Here is a 16,852-nt window from a genome sequence, read left to right on the forward strand (position 1 = left end):
GTTCTATGTTCGAAGTTCGAAGTTCGAGGTTTCACCATCAACCGCCGACCGCCGACCATCGACCGCCTTTACAAGTACTCCGTCATCCCCCGCCGCTCCAGTTCCTCCACCACTTTCTTCACATCCTGGGCGCGATCTTTCGCACAGACGAGCATCGCATCGGCGGTATTGACGACGATCAGGTCGTTGACCCCGACCAGCGCCACGAGCCGGTTATCACCGTAGACCAGGCAATCGGCTGCATCGACGGAAACGACCTCCTTGGCGTTGATCACCACGTGACCTGTCGCATCGGCATCGACAACTTCAGGGATGGCGCTCCAGCTCCCCACATCGCTCCAGCCGAAATCGGCCGGGATAACCTGGACGTTATCCGCCTTCTCCATGACGCCGAAATCGATGGACTCTCCGCCGATCTCTCCGTAGATCGACTCTATCTGCGGTTTGAGATCGCTCAATTCCCAGATGTTGTCGGAAAAGACGAGCTTTGCCAGGGAAGCGGCAAGCTGCGGCATGCATTCGTTGATCTTGTCGAGAATGGCGCAGGCCTGCCAGACGAACATGCCGCTGTTCCAGTAAAAATTGCCGGCGGCGAGAAATTCGAGGGCCTTCTCCCTGTTCGGTTTTTCCACAAAGCGTTTCACAGGGTAAGGTCCGCCCCCCCGCAGCTCGCTCTCCGCCTCGATGTAGCCGTAACCGGTTTCCGGCCTGGTCGGCGTGATCCCCAGTGTAACCAGGTAACCGTTCAGCGCAGCCTCTTTCCCCTGCGTCAGAACCTGGGCGAAACCCTCCTCGTTGACGATGTAATGATCGGCGGGGAGCACCGCCATGACCCCATCGGGGTCGTGGTAGGCGATGATCGACGCGGCCAGGCCGATGGCAGGGGCGGTATTTCGCCCTACCGGCTCGGCGATGATGTCGATGGGAACGTCATGCAGATATTCCAGCTGCCTCCCGGTCTCCTCGGCCTGGAGGGCGTTGGTGACAACCAGAATCCTTTTTGGCCGGAGCGGCAATACCCGCTCAACGGTCCGCTGCAGCATTGATTTGCCGCCGAATACCGACATCAGTTGCTTGGGGCTCTTTTTTCGTGACAACGGCCAGAAACGGGTGCCGGAACCACCGGCAAGGATAACGATATACATGGCAGGTCTCCATGGTAAATGATGCAGGCACGATCAGGCCTGTGAGATCGCTTTGACACATAAAAGAAGCGGCGAAAATTATTATTTAAGGAAGCGTCTCTTCCTCATTGCCGGCACGATTGTAGTCGTCCTGAAAGCGGACGATATCGTCCTCTCCGAGATATTCACCGCTCTGCACCTCGATGATGGTCAGGGGAATGACGCCGGGATTTTCCAGGCGGTGATTTGTACCGATGGGGATGAAGGTGGACTCGTTGATGTTTATAATCCGCTCCCGGTCGCCGCAGGTGACCCTGGCTGTACCGGAAACGACAATCCAGTGCTCGCTGCGATGATGGTGCATCTGCAGCGAGAGCCGCTGCCCGGGATTCACCTCGATCCGCTTGATCTTGTAATTCTTGTTTTCCTCAAGGACCGTGTACGTTCCCCATGGTCTCTCACCGCGTTCCATCACTGCCTCCTCAGATTTAAGTAGTTTTTCAGGGCCTCCTGCCACGGCTGTGGCTGAAAGCCCGCGTCACGGTTCAACTTGCCGCAGTCGAGGGTCGAGTAGAGCGGCCGCGGCGCGGGACGACCCAGTTCGGCGGTGGACATGGGATTGACCGTGATCCCCATCCCCGCCTCGGCAAAAATAACCCGGGCAAACTCGTTCCAGGAACAGAACCCGCCGTTGGCCGCATGGTACGTGCCGCAGCACCCCTTGTCGATCAGCGCCTTGATGGCCAGGCTGAGGTCCACGGTCCAGGTGGGGGAACCGATCTGGTCGTCCACCACGGAAAGCTCCTTTTTCTCCGCGGCCAGGCGGAGCATGGTCTCGACGAAGTTTTTGCCGTGCAGGCCGTAAAGCCACTGGGTCCGCACAATGAGGTGGTCGGGGTTGAAACAGGCGTTCATCTCGCCGGCCAGCTTGGACTCGCCGTAAACACTGAGTGGACGTGGGGGATCGTCCTCCAGGTAGGGGCTCCCCTTGCCGCCGTCAAAGACGTAATCGGTGCTTATCTGCACCAGTTTGGCGCCGATTTCCTTGCTTATCAGTGCCAGGTGGGCGACACCTTCGCCATTAACCTGCATGGCCAGTTCCTGGTTGCTCTCGCAGCCATCCACGTCGGTATAGGCGGCGGCATTGATCACCACCCGGGGTTTGAGGGTGACGAGCACCTTCTGCACCGATTCCATCGATGTTATGTCGATATCTTCGATATCCACCCCACGCGCCTCAGTGCCCAGAAGCGTCATCAGGTCCTGCCCCAGCATCCCTTTTGCTCCGACAACGAGTATCATTACCTTCCTCCGTACATTGTTTCGTAATAGTCGCGATATGCGCCGGACGTCACCGTTCCCACCCACTCCTGGTTGGCCAGGTACCAGTCGATGGTTTCGGCGATGCCGCGCTCGAAGGTGTAGGACGGCTCCCAGGAAAGCTCCCGGCGCATCCTGGAGGCGTCGATGGCATAGCGGCGATCGTGCCCCGGCCGGTCCTTGACAAAGGTGATGAGCTGCCGGTTTTCTCCCGACGACCGCCCCAGCTTGGCGTCGAGCAGGTCGCAAACCAGGTTGACGATGTCGATGTTCCGCCATTCGTTGTTGCCGCCGATGTTGTACACCTGTCCGAGCCCACCCGTCTTGAGGACGGTTTCGATGGCAATGGAATGGTCCTTCACATGGAGCCAGTCGCGGACGTTGAGCCCGTCGCCGTAGACCGGCAGCGGCTTTTTGTTCATGATGTTGTGGATCATGAGCGGGATCAGTTTTTCCGGAAAGTGATAAGGGCCGTAATTGTTGGAGCAGCGGGTATTGAGGGTGGGGAAGCCGTAGGTCTCGTGATAGGCCCGCACCAGCAGGTCGGCCCCCGCCTTGCTCGCGGAATAGGGAGAATTGGGGGCGAGCGGCGTCTCTTCGGTAAAAAAACCGGTATCGCCGAGGGAACCGTAGACCTCGTCGGTGGAAACCTGGAGGAAGCGGAATTCCGGCACCACACGGGCCTGCCAGTGCTTGCGGCTCTCTTCCAGGAGGACCTGGGAGCCGAGCACATTGGTGCGGACAAAGATCTCCGGCCCGGTAATGGAGCGGTCCACGTGGGACTCTGCTGCAAAGTGGACCACTGCGTCGATCCGCTCCTCGGCCAGGAGCCGCGCCACCAGCGCACTGTCGCAGATGTCCCCCTTGACGAAGCGGTAAGAGGGGTTGTTCTCCACCCCTTTCAGGTTTTCCAGGTTGCCTGCGTAGGTGAGCACGTCCAGGTTGACCAGGCGGCAGCCGGGATTGCCGGCCATGAAGCTGTTGATGAAGTTCGAGCCGATGAATCCTGCGCCACCGGTGACGAGGATGGCGCGCGGGGTAAAGTGCTCCGACATCTGTTCCTCCTGAATTTATTGATATAATCGACAACTCGTCAAGACATCATGATATATCCCTGTTTCGACAACCACTCTATATCATCGAGGAATCTTGTCGTATTACCGATTGCCGGTTTCAATGACGGTGCATATTGGGCAACCAGATTGGGAATATCTTTAAGTTTAAGACCATAGAATGGTCCAAATCCCGGAACGAGAACATATCCACTGGATTTTTGCGTTGAGACGGTTTTGCCATTAACTGCGACCGTATCCAGGATCAGATAGCGGCGAGACATTTCCATCCTTGTCTCAGAGAGGCTGAACTTGTGTTTTTCCGTTTTAAGTATATTCCCGTCATCGACTGCAGATGTGAAAACTCTTTCGATTTCAGAAATAGTGTAACCGTACTCTGCCAGCGCCTTTACAGCTTGGGTCTTATCGCCATCGAACTTCAACAAAGCGTGTTCAAGTTCCAGATCTGTCAGAAAGCCTATCCGTTGAAGTTCACGGCGCAACCTGATCGGCGCGCTTTTGATCTGGAAAAACGAATGGGTATTTTTCATTTGGAGGAGGGTTTTCAGATCGCCGTTAAGAGAAGCAAAATAACCGGCGCCGTCAACATATTCAACAAACAAATGATTTACCGTAAAACGCCTTGCAGATGAGGTCTGATCTACGTTTTTATGACTGACACTGCCGGAATCTCCTGCATAAAACTGACATTGAACGAACAGTTTAGGCTGCCATCCGACAGTGTTGTAGGGAAGGATAAAATCGTATTTCCTAACTTTGGTCCGATCTGAGCTGTCGGCTTTTTTTCTTGCGGCAGCAGTATTAATCACTACATCATCATTATTGAAATCTACTCCTTGCTTCATACCCCAATCAGTCATCATTGTTCGCAACAGCTGTTCGGGATTATGCCCCCCTGAAGCGGTAACCGATCCCCTAATCTTGAAAATAACCAGGGGCGATAATAGGGATTTCTCTTTGTTGTAAGGTTTTAGAGAATAGTAACAGTTACCGATGGCCCATAGTTGAGACAAGTAAGCGTCATCTGAAAGAGTAAATTCGAAAAACTCTCGTAACAGTTCAGTCTGTATGTCCGTGTACTTTTCTAAATTAGCGACAATTGTCATAAATTGTTCTGCTTTTATGACCCTGGGCCAATCCAGATAATTCAAGCATCCTTTACTCACAACAGGCATACTGTTAAGTATATTTTTTTGTCGGATGTAAATCGGCAACTGGCACTTGCAGTTATTGTCGGATTTTCCGCTAACAAGATAGATAAGGTCTGATATCGACGTGAGAAATTTCTTTGCCGATTTCTTATCGGAGTTAGCTATTTCCACCTCTACTGCTTCGGCTATTTTGCTTATGTCAGGCCGTTTTTTCAGCGAAAATTTGTCGGTCGTCCTTCCCAAAACCTCAAAAATTCGCACAGCGCTCTCCATCTCCTTATTAAAGCGCTCCGTATCGCGAATTTCACCCAGCGTCGGCGTCAACCATATATCGAACTCCAACAAGGCATCTGTGCTGCTAATCGGTGTTAACGGCAATTTCATGATTTGCATCTCCACGGTTAGCATGAATCCAGAATTTTTCGTCTATCTGTTTGGAAATTTTGTGCAGGCATTTGAATTGCGACGATTGAGCCAATACGTCATTAACCGTATGCAGGGTCAGTTCACCGTCTGTTTTGCCGTTTTCCACACTGTATTGAAAGGTAAACCACTCTACGGTTAATGCGTCAAGAATATCGCTGCTATGGGCAAAACCTTTCTTGTACACGATTTCATGCGTCAACCGCAAAGTTTCGTCAAAGACATTAAATAGCCCCTTGCTGAAAACATGCCTCTTAATGGAACCATCGGGTTTTCTGAAGTGGATAAGGACATCGCTTTTAGGGGCTTTGGTCATAACGCTTTCCGTTAGCGACGGTGCGCTCCTCCGTATCGGAGCAACCACAACCAACTCAAAGCCGCTGTCCTTACAGGCTGAAATTAATGAGTTCCAAACTTTGATATCCTTGTTATTGAACGTCACGCTCATCCAGCGCCCCGGCTTTAGAAGACGATAAGCTTCGGCAAATACTTTTTTCAACCCTGCTGCATAGTCGACTTCAGACTTGTTCCGGTAGGGATTAAAGGCAACTTCCGCATCGAGGTCTTCATGGAATCCCAGCCAGAGATTCCACAGCATAGACAGTTCGCCGTACTGAATCCCCTCGCCGCCGTAAGGTGGATCGGTAAGGATGTAATCCACGGAATTATCCTGAAGTGAGGCAAATTTCTTCCGCGAATCATGGATCAGCACTTTACCCCAATTTGCGGCATTATCAGGCAGGACTTCTTTTAATTCATTTACCGCAGCTTTTGTCCGCACCAATCTATTTTTAAAATAATGAAGCACATTAAGTTCCTGCCAATCGGCCGGTAGCCAGTAACAGTTAATTTTCCAGCTCGGGCCGCCTGCGTTTTCCTTATAATCCGCGATCATCCTCGACGATTGAGCGAGATTCGCTGTAAAGGTAAGCTTTAGAAACCTCTGACAAACTTCATCTTCCACCTGAGAAATCAATGACCAGAGCCGAGACAATACCAGCAGGTTACGGGGAGTAAACAGGTCGGAAAACTTTTCGATTTTCCGTCTTTTCAGCTTTTGCATCTCCCAGCCGTAATACATTTCCATATCCGGACAGGAAACTTCATACTGAGCTGATGCTTTCCGCAAATCCTCATCCGTAGGCAGATGTTCCAGTTTCTTTTTACATTTAGTGCAGTTATAACGCACTGAGACAAGTTCTTCTTTATGCCATCCAAACGATCTTGGTATAACTTCTGCTCCACACAAGATACAGCGGCTTCCGTAAATATCATATAAGTGAGGCAGTAACTCAGCCATTATTGTAGCCGCAGCATGGTCAATCTCTTCACATTTATTGCCGGCTATCAATGTTTCGGTTAAATAAACGGCAAAAGGGTTAAGATCAAAACCGACAGCTTTTCTTTTTTCAATAATAGCTTCAACAACAGTAATACCACTGCCACAAAAGGGATCTAAGACCAATTCCCCTTCTTTTGAAAAAAATGAAATACACTTGCTAAATACATTTGCCGGTTTTTTCCCCCAGTATTTATGTAAATTATGCCTAGCTGGGAAGGTATCTGGAATAAGGATTCCAAGATGGGTATTGATGATGTCCGCATCGATGCTGGAGATATCAAGTTCCCCACTCTGTTGAGCATTCACATAAGACGACAAACTGCCCATGAGCGGTAACTCTTGCTGATCGTACCTGCTGTATTTCCTGCGGCTTGCTGTGGGCATATATATTCCATGTTTACATAAAAGGTTTAAGACCTAAAACGCCTTGATCGGTCCGATGGCGCCGATACCGGCGAGATTGAAGGTCACCATGTATTCCCGGTTGTCCGGGCGGTCACGGTAGGAAAAGGTCACGCTCCAGCACTGGTGTTTATATTCAAGGGCGTAGTAGGACTCGATAAAGCCCCCCTTATCAAAGGAATACCGGTTAGTGTAATTGAAAACGAACGGTTTGACAAGGGCCACGCCAATCCGCCCCTCCAGGTACTCCACTTCGCCGCGGGAAAAGCGGTAGCCGAGGCCGGCACGGTTGTCGCTGCCGTCGCTGTAATCGGCGGAAAGGTTTGCGGTGGAAAAGCGCCCCTGATAGGTGTTGAAGCGGCTGTCCAGATTGAGGGATATCTCAGGAGTCGGCGTAAAGCGCGATTCCAGACGGAGGTCCGTCAAGGTGCGCCCCTCGTCCACCAGGGTGAGAAGGTCGCGCCGTGAACCGCTTGCCTGGTATCCCTGGCTGATCCGCAGATAGAGAAGGTCACGGTAAACCGGGGAACCATCGGCCTGAATGACCTTGCCGGTCAGGTAATTCGTCAGGGAAAGGGTAAGGAGGTTCTGGCCCACAACCCGGTCGTCAAAGTCGAAGAATGGGAGCTGATCCTGGCTTCTCTCCTGGACAAAGGAATAACTCACTTCCGGCACCAGCAGATGTCGCACTTTGCGCACCGCCCCCCACGCAGTATCATAAACCCGGGCAAACCTGGTCGATGCCGAAACACCGGCGTCCGCAAGACCCTCTCCGTGGGAACCCCGGCCCGGATCGGCGCCGTAGGCGTTGTAAAGGCGCTGGCCGTAACCGGCAAAAGCGGAAACATCCAGGGCTGAAACCGGCTGGAAATACGTGGTGACGGTCGGGTGCAGGGTGAAACGCTGCCCGTTCACCCCCTCTTCGCGATAAAAGTTGACGAGGCTTGAGTCAAGGGAGAAAAAAAGCGGCGTCGCGCCGATTTTGCGCCGGATGCCGGTGAGCGACACCGCCGGGAGCTTCTGCAAGGTTGCGCTGTTGTTCGGAGCGTAGAGATCCTCCACGTACCTTAGTTCCGCGGTCAGCGCATAATCCTGCCACTTTTTGGTCAGCGATACCGTGGATTCGAGGTCCTGCCGGTTATATTCACCGGCAACCTCGGCAAAGTCGGTGTAAAAATCCCGGTCAGTGGCCATGTTGATATCGGATCTGATGTTCAGGCTGTCGGAAACCGCTTCCAGGTGCTTCTCAACAACCGCACCCCGGAACCGTGATTGGGACGTGTCGAATATGCCGTAGCCGCGAAATATCCCTTCGCTGCCGCGTTGTCGCATGTAGCGATAATCAAGGCCGGTGCCGACCCCTCTTTTGCTCTGGATATCCAGATCAAAGGTGGCATCCTGGCTGGGACTTATGGCCCAGTAAAAGGGAAGGTCGAAGTTGAACCCTTTTTTGGAAGAATTGCGTATCAGGGGAATGAGAAATCCGGACTGCCGCTCCCGCTTGACGGGAAAGATGATGTAGGGGGTGTAGAGGAGCGGAAGATCTTTCACGTAGAACACGACATCTTTACCGGTGGCGTACTCTTCCAGGGTCACATCCAGGTCGCGGGCGGTGAAACGCCAACTGGGAGAGTCGCCGTCGCATGTGGTGAAGGAACCGCGTTCCATGCGGTAATCCTCCGTCCCCACCTTGGTCATCTTGCTGCTGCGGATATGAAAATTCGGTTTCTTGATGAACAGGTCGCCATTGGAGACCTCTCCCAGTTCCGTCGTCGTGTTCAGGGTGAGGCTGTCACCATGCAGCACGTCACCATCCCTCTCCATGACTACGCCGCCGCTGGCAAATGCCTCACTCTGCTCCTCCCTGAAGATTACGCTGTCTGCCAGGAGAGTGACGCCGTCGTAGCGCATGCGCACATTCCCCTTGGCCTGGTAGGTTGCACTCCTGCTTTCGTAGGAAAGGGTATCGGCCGTGATCTTAACGCCACCGGCAGGGGAGTTTTCTTCGGCGAAAGCGACCTGGAAAAGAAGGAACAGCACGAAGATATTTGAGAAAAGCGCTAACACAATCGGATGTTTCATTATTCTCTCGTGATAATCGGCAAGAAAAGGGGGTAGCGTACCATACAGATGAAACGGAAGTCGCATCAGCCGCGAAAAGGTTCGAAATTCTTTGAAAGGAGAACTGCCCGTGCCTCGCCAACCGTGAAGAGGGAGCCGCAAACCAGTATCAGGTCGTCCGGTCCGGCAATATCCCGGGCAGACGAAAGTCCTGCGGCAACAGTACCCGCATCATGGGCCGTTACCCCTCTGGAACGGCAGAATTCGGCAAGCTTCTCCGACGGCAGAGCACGCGCAAGGGATGGTGCGACGGCCAACATTTCGTCAGCAAGGGGCAGGAGCGGCCCAAGGATACCGTCGACATCCTTGTCACCCATCATGCCGGCAACAATCAGGAGGCGATCGCGCGGAATGTCTTCAAGCGCCTCAGCCAGGGCCTTACTGCCGGCAGGATTGTGCGCGCCGTCCAGCAGTATCCGGGGGGATGTACCGAGTATCTCCATCCTCCCTGGCCAGTGCGCTTTTTCGATCCCACTGCGCAAGGTACCCGCATCCAGGGGAAATCCCATGCCGTCAAGAAGCTCTGCCGCCGCTAAAGCAGAGGCCGCATTCGCCTGTTGATAGCGCCCGGCAAGTCCGGGGCGCAAACCGTCCATTTCCAGGCCGATCCCCCGGTATGACAGCCCGGTATCCGACCAGAAAGCGGTAAATGCCTCACCATAGCCATAGAAGGGGCTTTTCATCTCCAGACAGCGATTCCTGATAACCGACAGTGCATCCTGTTCCTGGGGGGAAACCACGACGGACCGCCCCACCTTTATGACCCCTGCTTTTTCCCCGGCAATCGCGGCCAGGGAAGCGCCCAGATAATCGCAATGGTCGTAGGCGACGGGAGTGATGAGCGAAAGGATGCCGGAAAGGGCGTTGGTGGCGTCGAGCCGCCCTCCCATCCCCACTTCCATGATCGCCAGCTGGACCTTTTGTTCTGCAAAGTAAAGGGTGGCCATGGCAGTAACCAGCTCGAAAAATGTGGTTTCAGGTGGAGCTGCGGCGATGACCTGCTCAGCCAGGTGAACCACTTCCTCTTCGGCTATCTCACGGCCGTTGATGCGAATGCGTTCGGTGAAATTTATCAGGTGCGGAGAAGTAAAGAGCCCGACCCGGTGCCCCCCTTCGGCAAGCATGGAAGCGAGGAAGCTGGAGGTGGAACCCTTGCCGTTGGTGCCGGCAACGTGGACGGTCTTGAAGGCATCCTGCGGGTTATGGAGCGCCTGCAGAGTAGCGGTGATCCTCTCCAGCCCCGGTTTCATACCGAAACGGCCAAGGCCGTAGATATATGAGAGGGTCTCCTGATAGGTCATGACAGGCGGGAATTATAGGGAAAGAGGCAGGGAAAGTCCATACTTTTAGCGGGGAGGGCTGCTGCCGTCACAGCAGCATGATCTTCTCGATGAACTGCCGGCAGGGCTTAACGGGGTGGTTCAGGAATGAGTTGTACTCGGACAGGAACTCCATGACCCGGTCGCAGTCCACTTTGCCGTCCACAATGAACGGGTCGCGGCTGGCGGCGCGAAGCAGTTCGGAATCCGCACGCATCGACTGGGATGCGGCGAGGCTGCGCAGTTCTGCTTTTTCCTCGTCAGTCAACATCATGGAATTTCCCCTTTAAGCGTGCGAATAGGTCCTGCTGATCAAAAACATCGAAATACTCCTCTGCGTGCGTTAATAGTAAAAAAGCCGCCCCGTCTGCGGTGACGATGGCGGCTTTAACAATCGTGGACATATCGAACTGCGAGGAAACCCGCCGCGGCAAGAACCAGCGCCTACTGCCGGTACAACATCTTCAGTATCTGCGACAACCGTTGCCGCATATCCTTCCGCTCGACGATGATATCGACCATGCCGTGATCGAGAAGGTATTCGGCACGCTGGAAGCCGACGGGCAGCTTCTGGCGGATGGTCTGCTCGATGACCCGTGGGCCGGCAAAACCTATCAGGGCCTTTGGTTCGGACATGTTGATGTCGCCCAGCATGGCAAAACTTGCCGTAACGCCGCCGGTGGTGGGATCTGTAAGTATGGAGATGAACGGCAGTCCCTGTTCCTTCAGTTTTGCCAGGGCCGCCGAGGTCTTGGCCATTTGCATCAGAGACAGAATGCTTTCCTGCATGCGCGCCCCGCCGGAAGCAGAGATGATGATCACCGGCGTACGCTTCTCAATCCCCCGCTCAATGGCCCGCGTGATCTTCTCACCGACCACGCTCCCCATGCTGCCGCCCATGAAGGAAAAGTCAAATACCGCCATCTGCACCGGGGTCCCTTCTATCTGCCCTTCGCCACAGATAATGGCGTCTTTTGAGCCCCCTTTGGCTACGGCAGCATTAATCCGCTCCTGGTAACTCTTGGAATCCTTGAAATTAAGAAAATCAACCGACACCATATTCGCATCAAACTCGACGAAGCTTCCCTGGTCGAGAAGGATTTCCAGTCTTTTGCGGGCAGTAATGCGGAAATGAAAATTGCATTTTGGGCAAACATTGAGGTTATTCACGATCTCTTTGGAGATAATCACCTCACCGCAGTTCTGGCATTTTGTCCAGAGCCCCTCAGGTACCCGGACCCGTTTCTTTTCAACCTGCTCCGGCGCAACATTGCTTTTTTTGAATAAGCCCATATTCAACCTCTTATGGCAGCATTTGCCAGCCAATTTTTATTTTAAATAAAACCGTCTATTAACAGAAAGGGGGGTGGATGTCAATGTTTAAACGGTCGGCGGTCGGCAGTCGGCGGTCGATGGTTAAATTGGTCAACCACCGACCACCGCCCATCAACCACCGACCGCCTTCACCCCTGCCTTCAATGCTGCGACAAATCCGCCTAGCCGCTCTCGGAGTTCATCCCCCCGGAATTCTTCGAAAAGCTTTACCAGCGCACTTCCTACAACCACGCCATCGGCAACGGCTGCCACCCGGCCGGCCTGCACCGGGTCGGAAATGCCGAAACCGACCACAAGCGGCAAGGTTACATGCTCCCGGATCTTTTTCACATCGGGAAAAACCGTATCCGCAACACTCGTCCGCGCACCGGTAACGCCGGTAACCGAAACATAGTAGATAAAACCACTGCCAAGATTTGCCACTTTCCTGATCCTGGCTTCATCGGATGTGGGGGTCAGCAGGAATATCACGTCTAACCCTTCCCGATCCGCTGCCGCCTTGAATTCTTCGGCTTCTTCAGGAGGCAGGTCGACCAGCAGCACGCCATCAACCCCCGCCGACACGGCATCGGCTACAAACCGCTCTATGCCATAAAGAAAGACCGGGTTGTAATACCCCATCAGAATAAGGGGAATCTCCGTCTGTTGCCGAACAGATTTTACCAAGGTTAAAATTTTAGGCAGTGTCGTACCGGCGCAGAGGGCGCGCTCCGAAGAAAGCTGGATAGTCGGTCCGTCAGCCATCGGATCGGAAAAAGGTACACCCAGTTCGATCAGATCGGCGCCGGACTTTTCCAGTTCCAGGATCAGTTTCTCCGTTGTTTCCAGATCAGGATCGCCAGCGGTAATAAACGTGACAAGCGCCTTCTCATTCTGCTTCGCCAGGTTGGCAAATGTTGTTGCAATTCTGCTCATCAATATAACTCCCCGATCATCCGACTCACCCTTCAATCTTGAACATGCCCATCTCGTTGCGAAGAATCTCTATCTGACGGAACAAGCCGGAAACAGCTTCATCCATCGCCCCTGTCGCTTCAAGGTTGATATGGGTTGATTGCTGAATATCCTCAACAGCGACCACAATCTGCTCGCTTCCGCGATTTTGCTCGTCACAGGCTCGCTTGATCTGTTGGATCATATCTGTAATATTTTCTGTGGACTGGGCGATAAAATTACCGACATTGCTCTGTTCACGGGTCGAAGACCTCACCTGGGTCGTGAGGGTCTTCATTTTCTCCACCGCGGTCATAATGAGCTCGCTCCCCTGTCCCTGCTCACGGGTAGCCTTGGCGATCTGACCGACCATTTCGGAGACCTGCTCCATGGCATCACGGATCATCTGACTTCCCCTCGCCTGCTCGACGGTAGCGCGGGCTATTTCTTCCACCTGCTCCGTTGCCTTCTTCACACCCGATACGATCTTGTTCAACGCCTCGCCCGATTTCTGCGACAACAGTTCACCGTCTGCAATGCTTTTTTCCGCCTGGTCAATGGCATTAACCGCCCGGTGAGTTTCGTCCTGTACCGCCTTTATAACCATCGCAATCTCGCGGGTGGAGCTGCTGGTGCGCTCGGCAAGCTCCTTTATCTCATCTGCGACAACGGCAAAACCCTTGCCGTGCTCACCGGCCTGGGCAGCAATAATAGCCGCATTCAGCGCCAGGAGGTTGGTCTGCTCGGCAACCTCGTCGATTACCGAAAGGATTGTCCCGATATCATTGGCCCTGCCGGAGAGGGTGTCAATAACTTCATAGGTGATGCGCGACGAACGTTTAATTTCATTGATGCCGGCGATGGTAGCCTCCACCGCTTCTTTGCCGGTCTCGGCATCCTTGCGGACCGCATCGGATATGGCGGCGGTCTCCATGGCATTTTTCTCCACCTGCTTGATGCTGCTGTCCATCTCCATGACCGATGATGCGGTGGTGGTCGAAGCATCCAGGAGGCTGACGACGCCGTTACCCACCTGCTTGATGGAAGCAGCCATCTGGAGGATGGATGAGCTCACCTCATCGACAGAGTGCGACAGGGTTTCAACATTCTGGGCCACCTCTTCAACGCTGGCTGCCATCTCCAGAATCGATGAGGAACTTTCCGAAGCGGATAGGGAAAGACTGTCAACACCCTGGGAAACCCCTTTGACTGATGCGTTGATCTGGCTCACCGCCGCCGAGGTATTGTTGACGCTCTCTGCCTGCAATTTGGCCGTATTCACGACTTTTTGCGAAGATTCGGTAATAGTGCCGGATAAATGGGTCAATTCAGCCGCGGACTTGTTGACATTGCCGACCATTCCGGACAATTTCTCCACCATTACATTGAAATCGCTCCCCAACTTGCCAAGCTCGTCCCCTGAGTCGATTTCAAGCTTGGCGGTAAGGTCCCCCTCCGCGCCGTTATCCAGGGCTCTGGCCATTCTATTGATGCGGTTGACGATGTTCTTCGTGGTCTTGAGCCCCAATAAAAGCCCAAGCAGGACGGCGGCGATGATTACCACAACAAAGGCAATTCCCGCAGAACTCTGAATTTCGCGGACCTGCTTGTCCGCCTTGGTCATCTGGATACCCACCTCAACAAGCAGGTCGTCGGCATCGGCTTTGGCTTTTTCTATGGCAGGATTTATGTCGTCTTCCGTGAGACGATGCAATTTTTCATCGGCAAGGGCAGCCATGGCCGCCTGATCGACGACGCCGGCTTTGAGCCCTTTCAGCAACGCTTCCTTGCGGGCGAGAAGCTCGTCGGCAATCTTCTCGACCTCTTCCCAACTGGCAAGGGCCGCCTGGGTCCGTTTTTCGATAACGCTCCCATGCTGCGCAGGCTTGATCCCCAGCTTCGCATTGCCTTTCAACATGATGTTGCACTGGCTTCTGAAGAGATCCCGCTTCATCCGGTAATCTTCGGCATACTCTTCAAATTTTTCCATTTCGGCACGCACCAGCGCCGCCTGCATGAGACTGACATGACAATATTTCTGCGTTACCCCCATGAGCAGAACCAGTTTCTGCTGGCTGGCCAGATTCTGCATGATGTTCTGAATCTGGTCGCCGACCCGCCTCATGCTCCAGGAGCCGAAAGCGCCGGTTATGGCGACAATCAGGGCCATTATCATAAAAGAACCGACAAGACGATGACTAAGTTTCAAGTTTTTCACAACAAGTCCTCTGTTGGTTTATCGGCAGTTGTTGCCGCCATCTCTACAGGGTGAATTTCTTAACCCATTGGTCGAATCAATGTTCAGCCTCGTTCAGGAGATAGTTCATAAGATCGACGGTCGCCTTGACCTCCGGCTTGCTCATGTTCGAATCCGGTTTACGCAACATCTTGATGCCGTACGCTTTGGTGGCGCTCCGGTCAAAGAGCTGGCCGGAGATGGGCGCAATCCCCGTCTGGATTGCTACTATGGTTCTTTCCAGGGTGTGGCATTTGACGCACTTGACCCTCATTATCTCGTAATTGGCTTTCATGGCAGGAGGGAATGCGGACGGATCCAGGCGCATGTTGTCGCCCTTGCCGATAACCTTGATACCGGCATGGGCAGCAGTACTGAACAAACAGAGCAGAACAAGAAGAATAACGGTTTTTTCCATTGCAAAAATCCTCCACTGTGTTGTTTGTTTACGATCAGAAACTATACGTCACACCAAGCAGGGTAATTCTCGAAATCACTGCCGGGGCATCTTCATACCGGTATTCAAGGGTGACCTTCACATTCTGCAAAGGGGTATACGCAATGGCGGGGATATAACGACGCACGATGCCGACACCGTCATCCTGGTGCTCATAGCGAAACAGACCGACGGCATTAACAGGCGAACCGAGGTAGTATTCCGCCTCGGAAGCCAGCACGACGGAATCCCTTTCAAGGGGAACCGTGGCGAAATCCGGGTTGTCGTCCCGCCCTTTTACGCCGCTCAATTTGACTCTCAAACGTTTATACTGGAGGTCCATGTCGCCACCGGCGCGATAAAATCTGTTTTTGGTGAAGGTATCGGTGTCGTTGATGGTATTGCGACCGAAATAACCATATGTGCCGAACGTCACCGACAGATAGTCCCACACGCTGTCGCTGTCGAGGTCGACCGCCGGTTCATTGCCCAGTAAATCGGAACCGCCTACCTTCACCGAAACATGACCATAACCTTCTTTTGCGTTTTGCCCCTTCCGGTCCACAATTCCGCCGGCGACAAACAGCCTTTTCCAGAGGACGACGTTGGCTTCAAGCGCATCCTGGCTTGATTCCAGGGTGAACGGCGAGCTCCCGACCCGGTACGACAGGGTAGCCAGGGAGGAGGCGGTCGTAACCTTGTTGTTTTTCTTCCAGAGGCTGAGCTTCGGTTCAAACCTGCCGAATTTCAGGTTTATGGGTGTATCCAGGATGTGGCGCCACTGCAGAAACAGTTCATGCAGGTTATTGGTGTCGGTGGTGCTGTCCGCATGCGTCGTCAACAGGTATGAGGCAAAAAATCCGAACTTGTCACGGAAGGCGCCGCCGGCTTGAAAAGCGAAAGTCCGGGTTGAAAAATCGAATTTGTCGCCATCAGCCGCATGCTCGTCATAGACGATGTTTTGCGTTGCCCGGAAGGAGAGGGGGAGCTGTTCTGGTATGCCGGCAAGCCAGAGTCCCTCGTTTCCTTTATTCTTCGGTTCCTGTGCCTGGTCGTTCTCAACCTTGGAAGTGGCTGCCTGGGCCTTTAATTTATCGAGCAATTCCGGGTCGCCTTCACCGGCAATGGCAGCGGCAGCAGCTGGAGATGCCGGAGCTTTCGCTTCGGAAGGCTTGACCAGCGGAACATAGCTGTTTTTTTGGAAAGCATCCCCGTACTCGTTAAGTTCCGGATAAATTGTATGGCAGGTAGAGCATTCGGTTTTATGCTGACGACTAAAAGCAGGAATTGCGTGCGCCTTACCGGCGCTCGTAAGCGTGAAAGCGCCGATCAGAAGCAAAACAAGCTTGATCGTGAATCGGCTTTGCATGGATCCCCTCCTCTGCACATTTCTCAGTTATTCATCAAATTTGCATCGAATACGACGCTAAACGATCATCAATACATTTATGAAAATAATTACATATATTTAGTGCTTAACACGGTAAAATACTGGCTAGTATTACAATATTGAGCATATGAAGTCAACTTAACATAAATAAGTGCAAGATAATATTAGTAAGCCGATGAGCTTTCAGATATTTTTTTATACATTTTTGACGACATAAATGGTATAAGGCTCCTAATTAAAGGAGGGT

The 16,852-nt window shown here is 53.1% G+C and carries 15 protein-coding genes; all 15 read right to left on the bottom strand.

What is annotated here, in order from left to right:
• Positions 1-68: 68 nt before the first annotated feature.
• Positions 69-1,145, bottom strand: a complete 1,077-nt coding sequence (locus tag GURA_RS16640) for a mannose-1-phosphate guanylyltransferase (RefSeq protein ID WP_011940092.1) — start codon at positions 1,143-1,145, stop codon at positions 69-71.
• An 85-nt stretch (positions 1,146-1,230) separates the two neighbouring features.
• Entirely contained in the window at positions 1,231-1,596 is a 366-nt protein-coding gene (locus GURA_RS16645; protein ID WP_011940093.1) for a cupin domain-containing protein, read from the bottom strand.
• Positions 1,596-2,426 carry a dTDP-4-dehydrorhamnose reductase gene (gene rfbD, locus GURA_RS16650; RefSeq protein WP_011940094.1) on the bottom strand — a complete coding sequence of 277 codons (831 nt, stop codon included), beginning with the start codon at positions 2,424-2,426 and terminating at the stop codon, positions 1,596-1,598. The genes GURA_RS16645 and rfbD overlap by 1 nt, the downstream gene beginning before the upstream one ends.
• A complete protein-coding gene (gene rfbB, locus GURA_RS16655; protein ID WP_011940095.1) occupies positions 2,426-3,499 on the bottom strand; it encodes a dTDP-glucose 4,6-dehydratase in 1,074 nt (357 codons plus the stop codon). Before rfbB ends, rfbD begins: the two co-directional genes overlap by 1 nt.
• Before the next feature lie 38 nt (positions 3,500-3,537).
• Entirely contained in the window at positions 3,538-5,052 is a 1,515-nt protein-coding gene (locus tag GURA_RS16660; RefSeq protein ID WP_041245518.1) for a hypothetical protein, read from the bottom strand.
• Positions 5,027-6,817 carry a DNA methyltransferase gene (locus tag GURA_RS16665; protein ID WP_011940097.1) on the bottom strand — a complete coding sequence of 597 codons (1,791 nt, stop codon included), beginning with the start codon at positions 6,815-6,817 and terminating at the stop codon, positions 5,027-5,029. The genes GURA_RS16660 and GURA_RS16665 overlap by 26 nt, the downstream gene beginning before the upstream one ends.
• A gap of 33 nt (positions 6,818-6,850) precedes the next feature.
• Positions 6,851-8,917: an LPS-assembly protein LptD gene (locus GURA_RS16670; protein WP_157046237.1), complete on the bottom strand. Its 2,067-nt coding sequence runs from the start codon at positions 8,915-8,917 to the stop codon at positions 6,851-6,853.
• 65 nt (positions 8,918-8,982) lie between these two features.
• Positions 8,983-10,257, bottom strand: coding sequence for a bifunctional folylpolyglutamate synthase/dihydrofolate synthase (locus GURA_RS16675; protein ID WP_011940099.1), 1,275 nt, complete (start codon positions 10,255-10,257; stop codon positions 8,983-8,985).
• A 67-nt stretch (positions 10,258-10,324) separates the two neighbouring features.
• Entirely contained in the window at positions 10,325-10,549 is a 225-nt protein-coding gene (locus GURA_RS16680) for a hypothetical protein (RefSeq protein ID WP_011940100.1), read from the bottom strand.
• The gene (locus GURA_RS24795) at positions 10,536-10,679 is read right to left on the bottom strand and encodes a hypothetical protein (protein ID WP_198134489.1); all 144 of its coding nucleotides are present in this window, start codon (positions 10,677-10,679) and stop codon (positions 10,536-10,538) included. Before GURA_RS24795 ends, GURA_RS16680 begins: the two co-directional genes overlap by 14 nt.
• 40 nt (positions 10,680-10,719) lie before the next feature.
• The gene (gene accD, locus GURA_RS16685; protein WP_011940101.1) at positions 10,720-11,568 is read right to left on the bottom strand and encodes an acetyl-CoA carboxylase, carboxyltransferase subunit beta; all 849 of its coding nucleotides are present in this window, start codon (positions 11,566-11,568) and stop codon (positions 10,720-10,722) included.
• A gap of 153 nt (positions 11,569-11,721) precedes the next feature.
• The gene (trpA, locus tag GURA_RS16690; protein WP_011940102.1) at positions 11,722-12,525 is read right to left on the bottom strand and encodes a tryptophan synthase subunit alpha; all 804 of its coding nucleotides are present in this window, start codon (positions 12,523-12,525) and stop codon (positions 11,722-11,724) included.
• 25 nt (positions 12,526-12,550) lie between these two features.
• Positions 12,551-14,761, bottom strand: coding sequence for a methyl-accepting chemotaxis protein (locus GURA_RS16695; RefSeq protein WP_011940103.1), 2,211 nt, complete (start codon positions 14,759-14,761; stop codon positions 12,551-12,553).
• A 76-nt stretch (positions 14,762-14,837) separates the two neighbouring features.
• Positions 14,838-15,197 (bottom strand): hypothetical protein, encoded by a 360-nt coding sequence (locus GURA_RS16700; protein ID WP_011940104.1) that lies wholly within the window; start codon positions 15,195-15,197, stop codon positions 14,838-14,840.
• A 34-nt stretch (positions 15,198-15,231) separates the two neighbouring features.
• Complete coding sequence (locus GURA_RS16705) at positions 15,232-16,584, bottom strand: hypothetical protein (protein WP_011940105.1); 1,353 nt, start codon at positions 16,582-16,584, stop codon at positions 15,232-15,234.
• Positions 16,585-16,852: the final 268 nt, after the last annotated feature.

Source organism: Geotalea uraniireducens Rf4 (assembly GCF_000016745.1).
In the GTDB taxonomy this organism is placed as follows: Bacteria; Desulfobacterota; Desulfuromonadia; order Geobacterales; family Geobacteraceae; genus Geotalea; species Geotalea uraniireducens.

Bases quoted from the DNA above. Each gene is read 5' to 3' on its own strand.
- GURA_RS24795 (WP_198134489.1), bottom strand. From the start codon at position 10,679: ATGTCCACGATTGTTAAAGCCGCCATCGTCACCGCAGACGGGGCGGCT.
- GURA_RS16660 (WP_041245518.1), bottom strand. From the start codon at position 5,052: ATGAAATTGCCGTTAACACCGATTAGCAGCACAGATGCCTTGTTGGAG.
- GURA_RS16670 (WP_157046237.1), bottom strand. From the start codon at position 8,917: ATGAAACATCCGATTGTGTTAGCGCTTTTCTCAAATATCTTCGTGCTG.
- trpA (WP_011940102.1), bottom strand. From the start codon at position 12,525: ATGAGCAGAATTGCAACAACATTTGCCAACCTGGCGAAGCAGAATGAG.
- GURA_RS16680 (WP_011940100.1), bottom strand. From the start codon at position 10,549: ATGATGTTGACTGACGAGGAAAAAGCAGAACTGCGCAGCCTCGCCGCA.
- rfbB (WP_011940095.1), bottom strand. From the start codon at position 3,499: ATGTCGGAGCACTTTACCCCGCGCGCCATCCTCGTCACCGGTGGCGCA.
- accD (WP_011940101.1), bottom strand. From the start codon at position 11,568: ATGGGCTTATTCAAAAAAAGCAATGTTGCGCCGGAGCAGGTTGAAAAG.
- GURA_RS16665 (WP_011940097.1), bottom strand. From the start codon at position 6,817: ATGCCCACAGCAAGCCGCAGGAAATACAGCAGGTACGATCAGCAAGAG.
- rfbD (WP_011940094.1), bottom strand. From the start codon at position 2,426: ATGATACTCGTTGTCGGAGCAAAAGGGATGCTGGGGCAGGACCTGATG.
- GURA_RS16645 (WP_011940093.1), bottom strand. From the start codon at position 1,596: ATGGAACGCGGTGAGAGACCATGGGGAACGTACACGGTCCTTGAGGAA.
- GURA_RS16705 (WP_011940105.1), bottom strand. From the start codon at position 16,584: ATGCAAAGCCGATTCACGATCAAGCTTGTTTTGCTTCTGATCGGCGCT.
- GURA_RS16640 (WP_011940092.1), bottom strand. From the start codon at position 1,145: ATGTATATCGTTATCCTTGCCGGTGGTTCCGGCACCCGTTTCTGGCCG.
- GURA_RS16675 (WP_011940099.1), bottom strand. From the start codon at position 10,257: ATGACCTATCAGGAGACCCTCTCATATATCTACGGCCTTGGCCGTTTC.
- GURA_RS16700 (WP_011940104.1), bottom strand. From the start codon at position 15,197: ATGGAAAAAACCGTTATTCTTCTTGTTCTGCTCTGTTTGTTCAGTACT.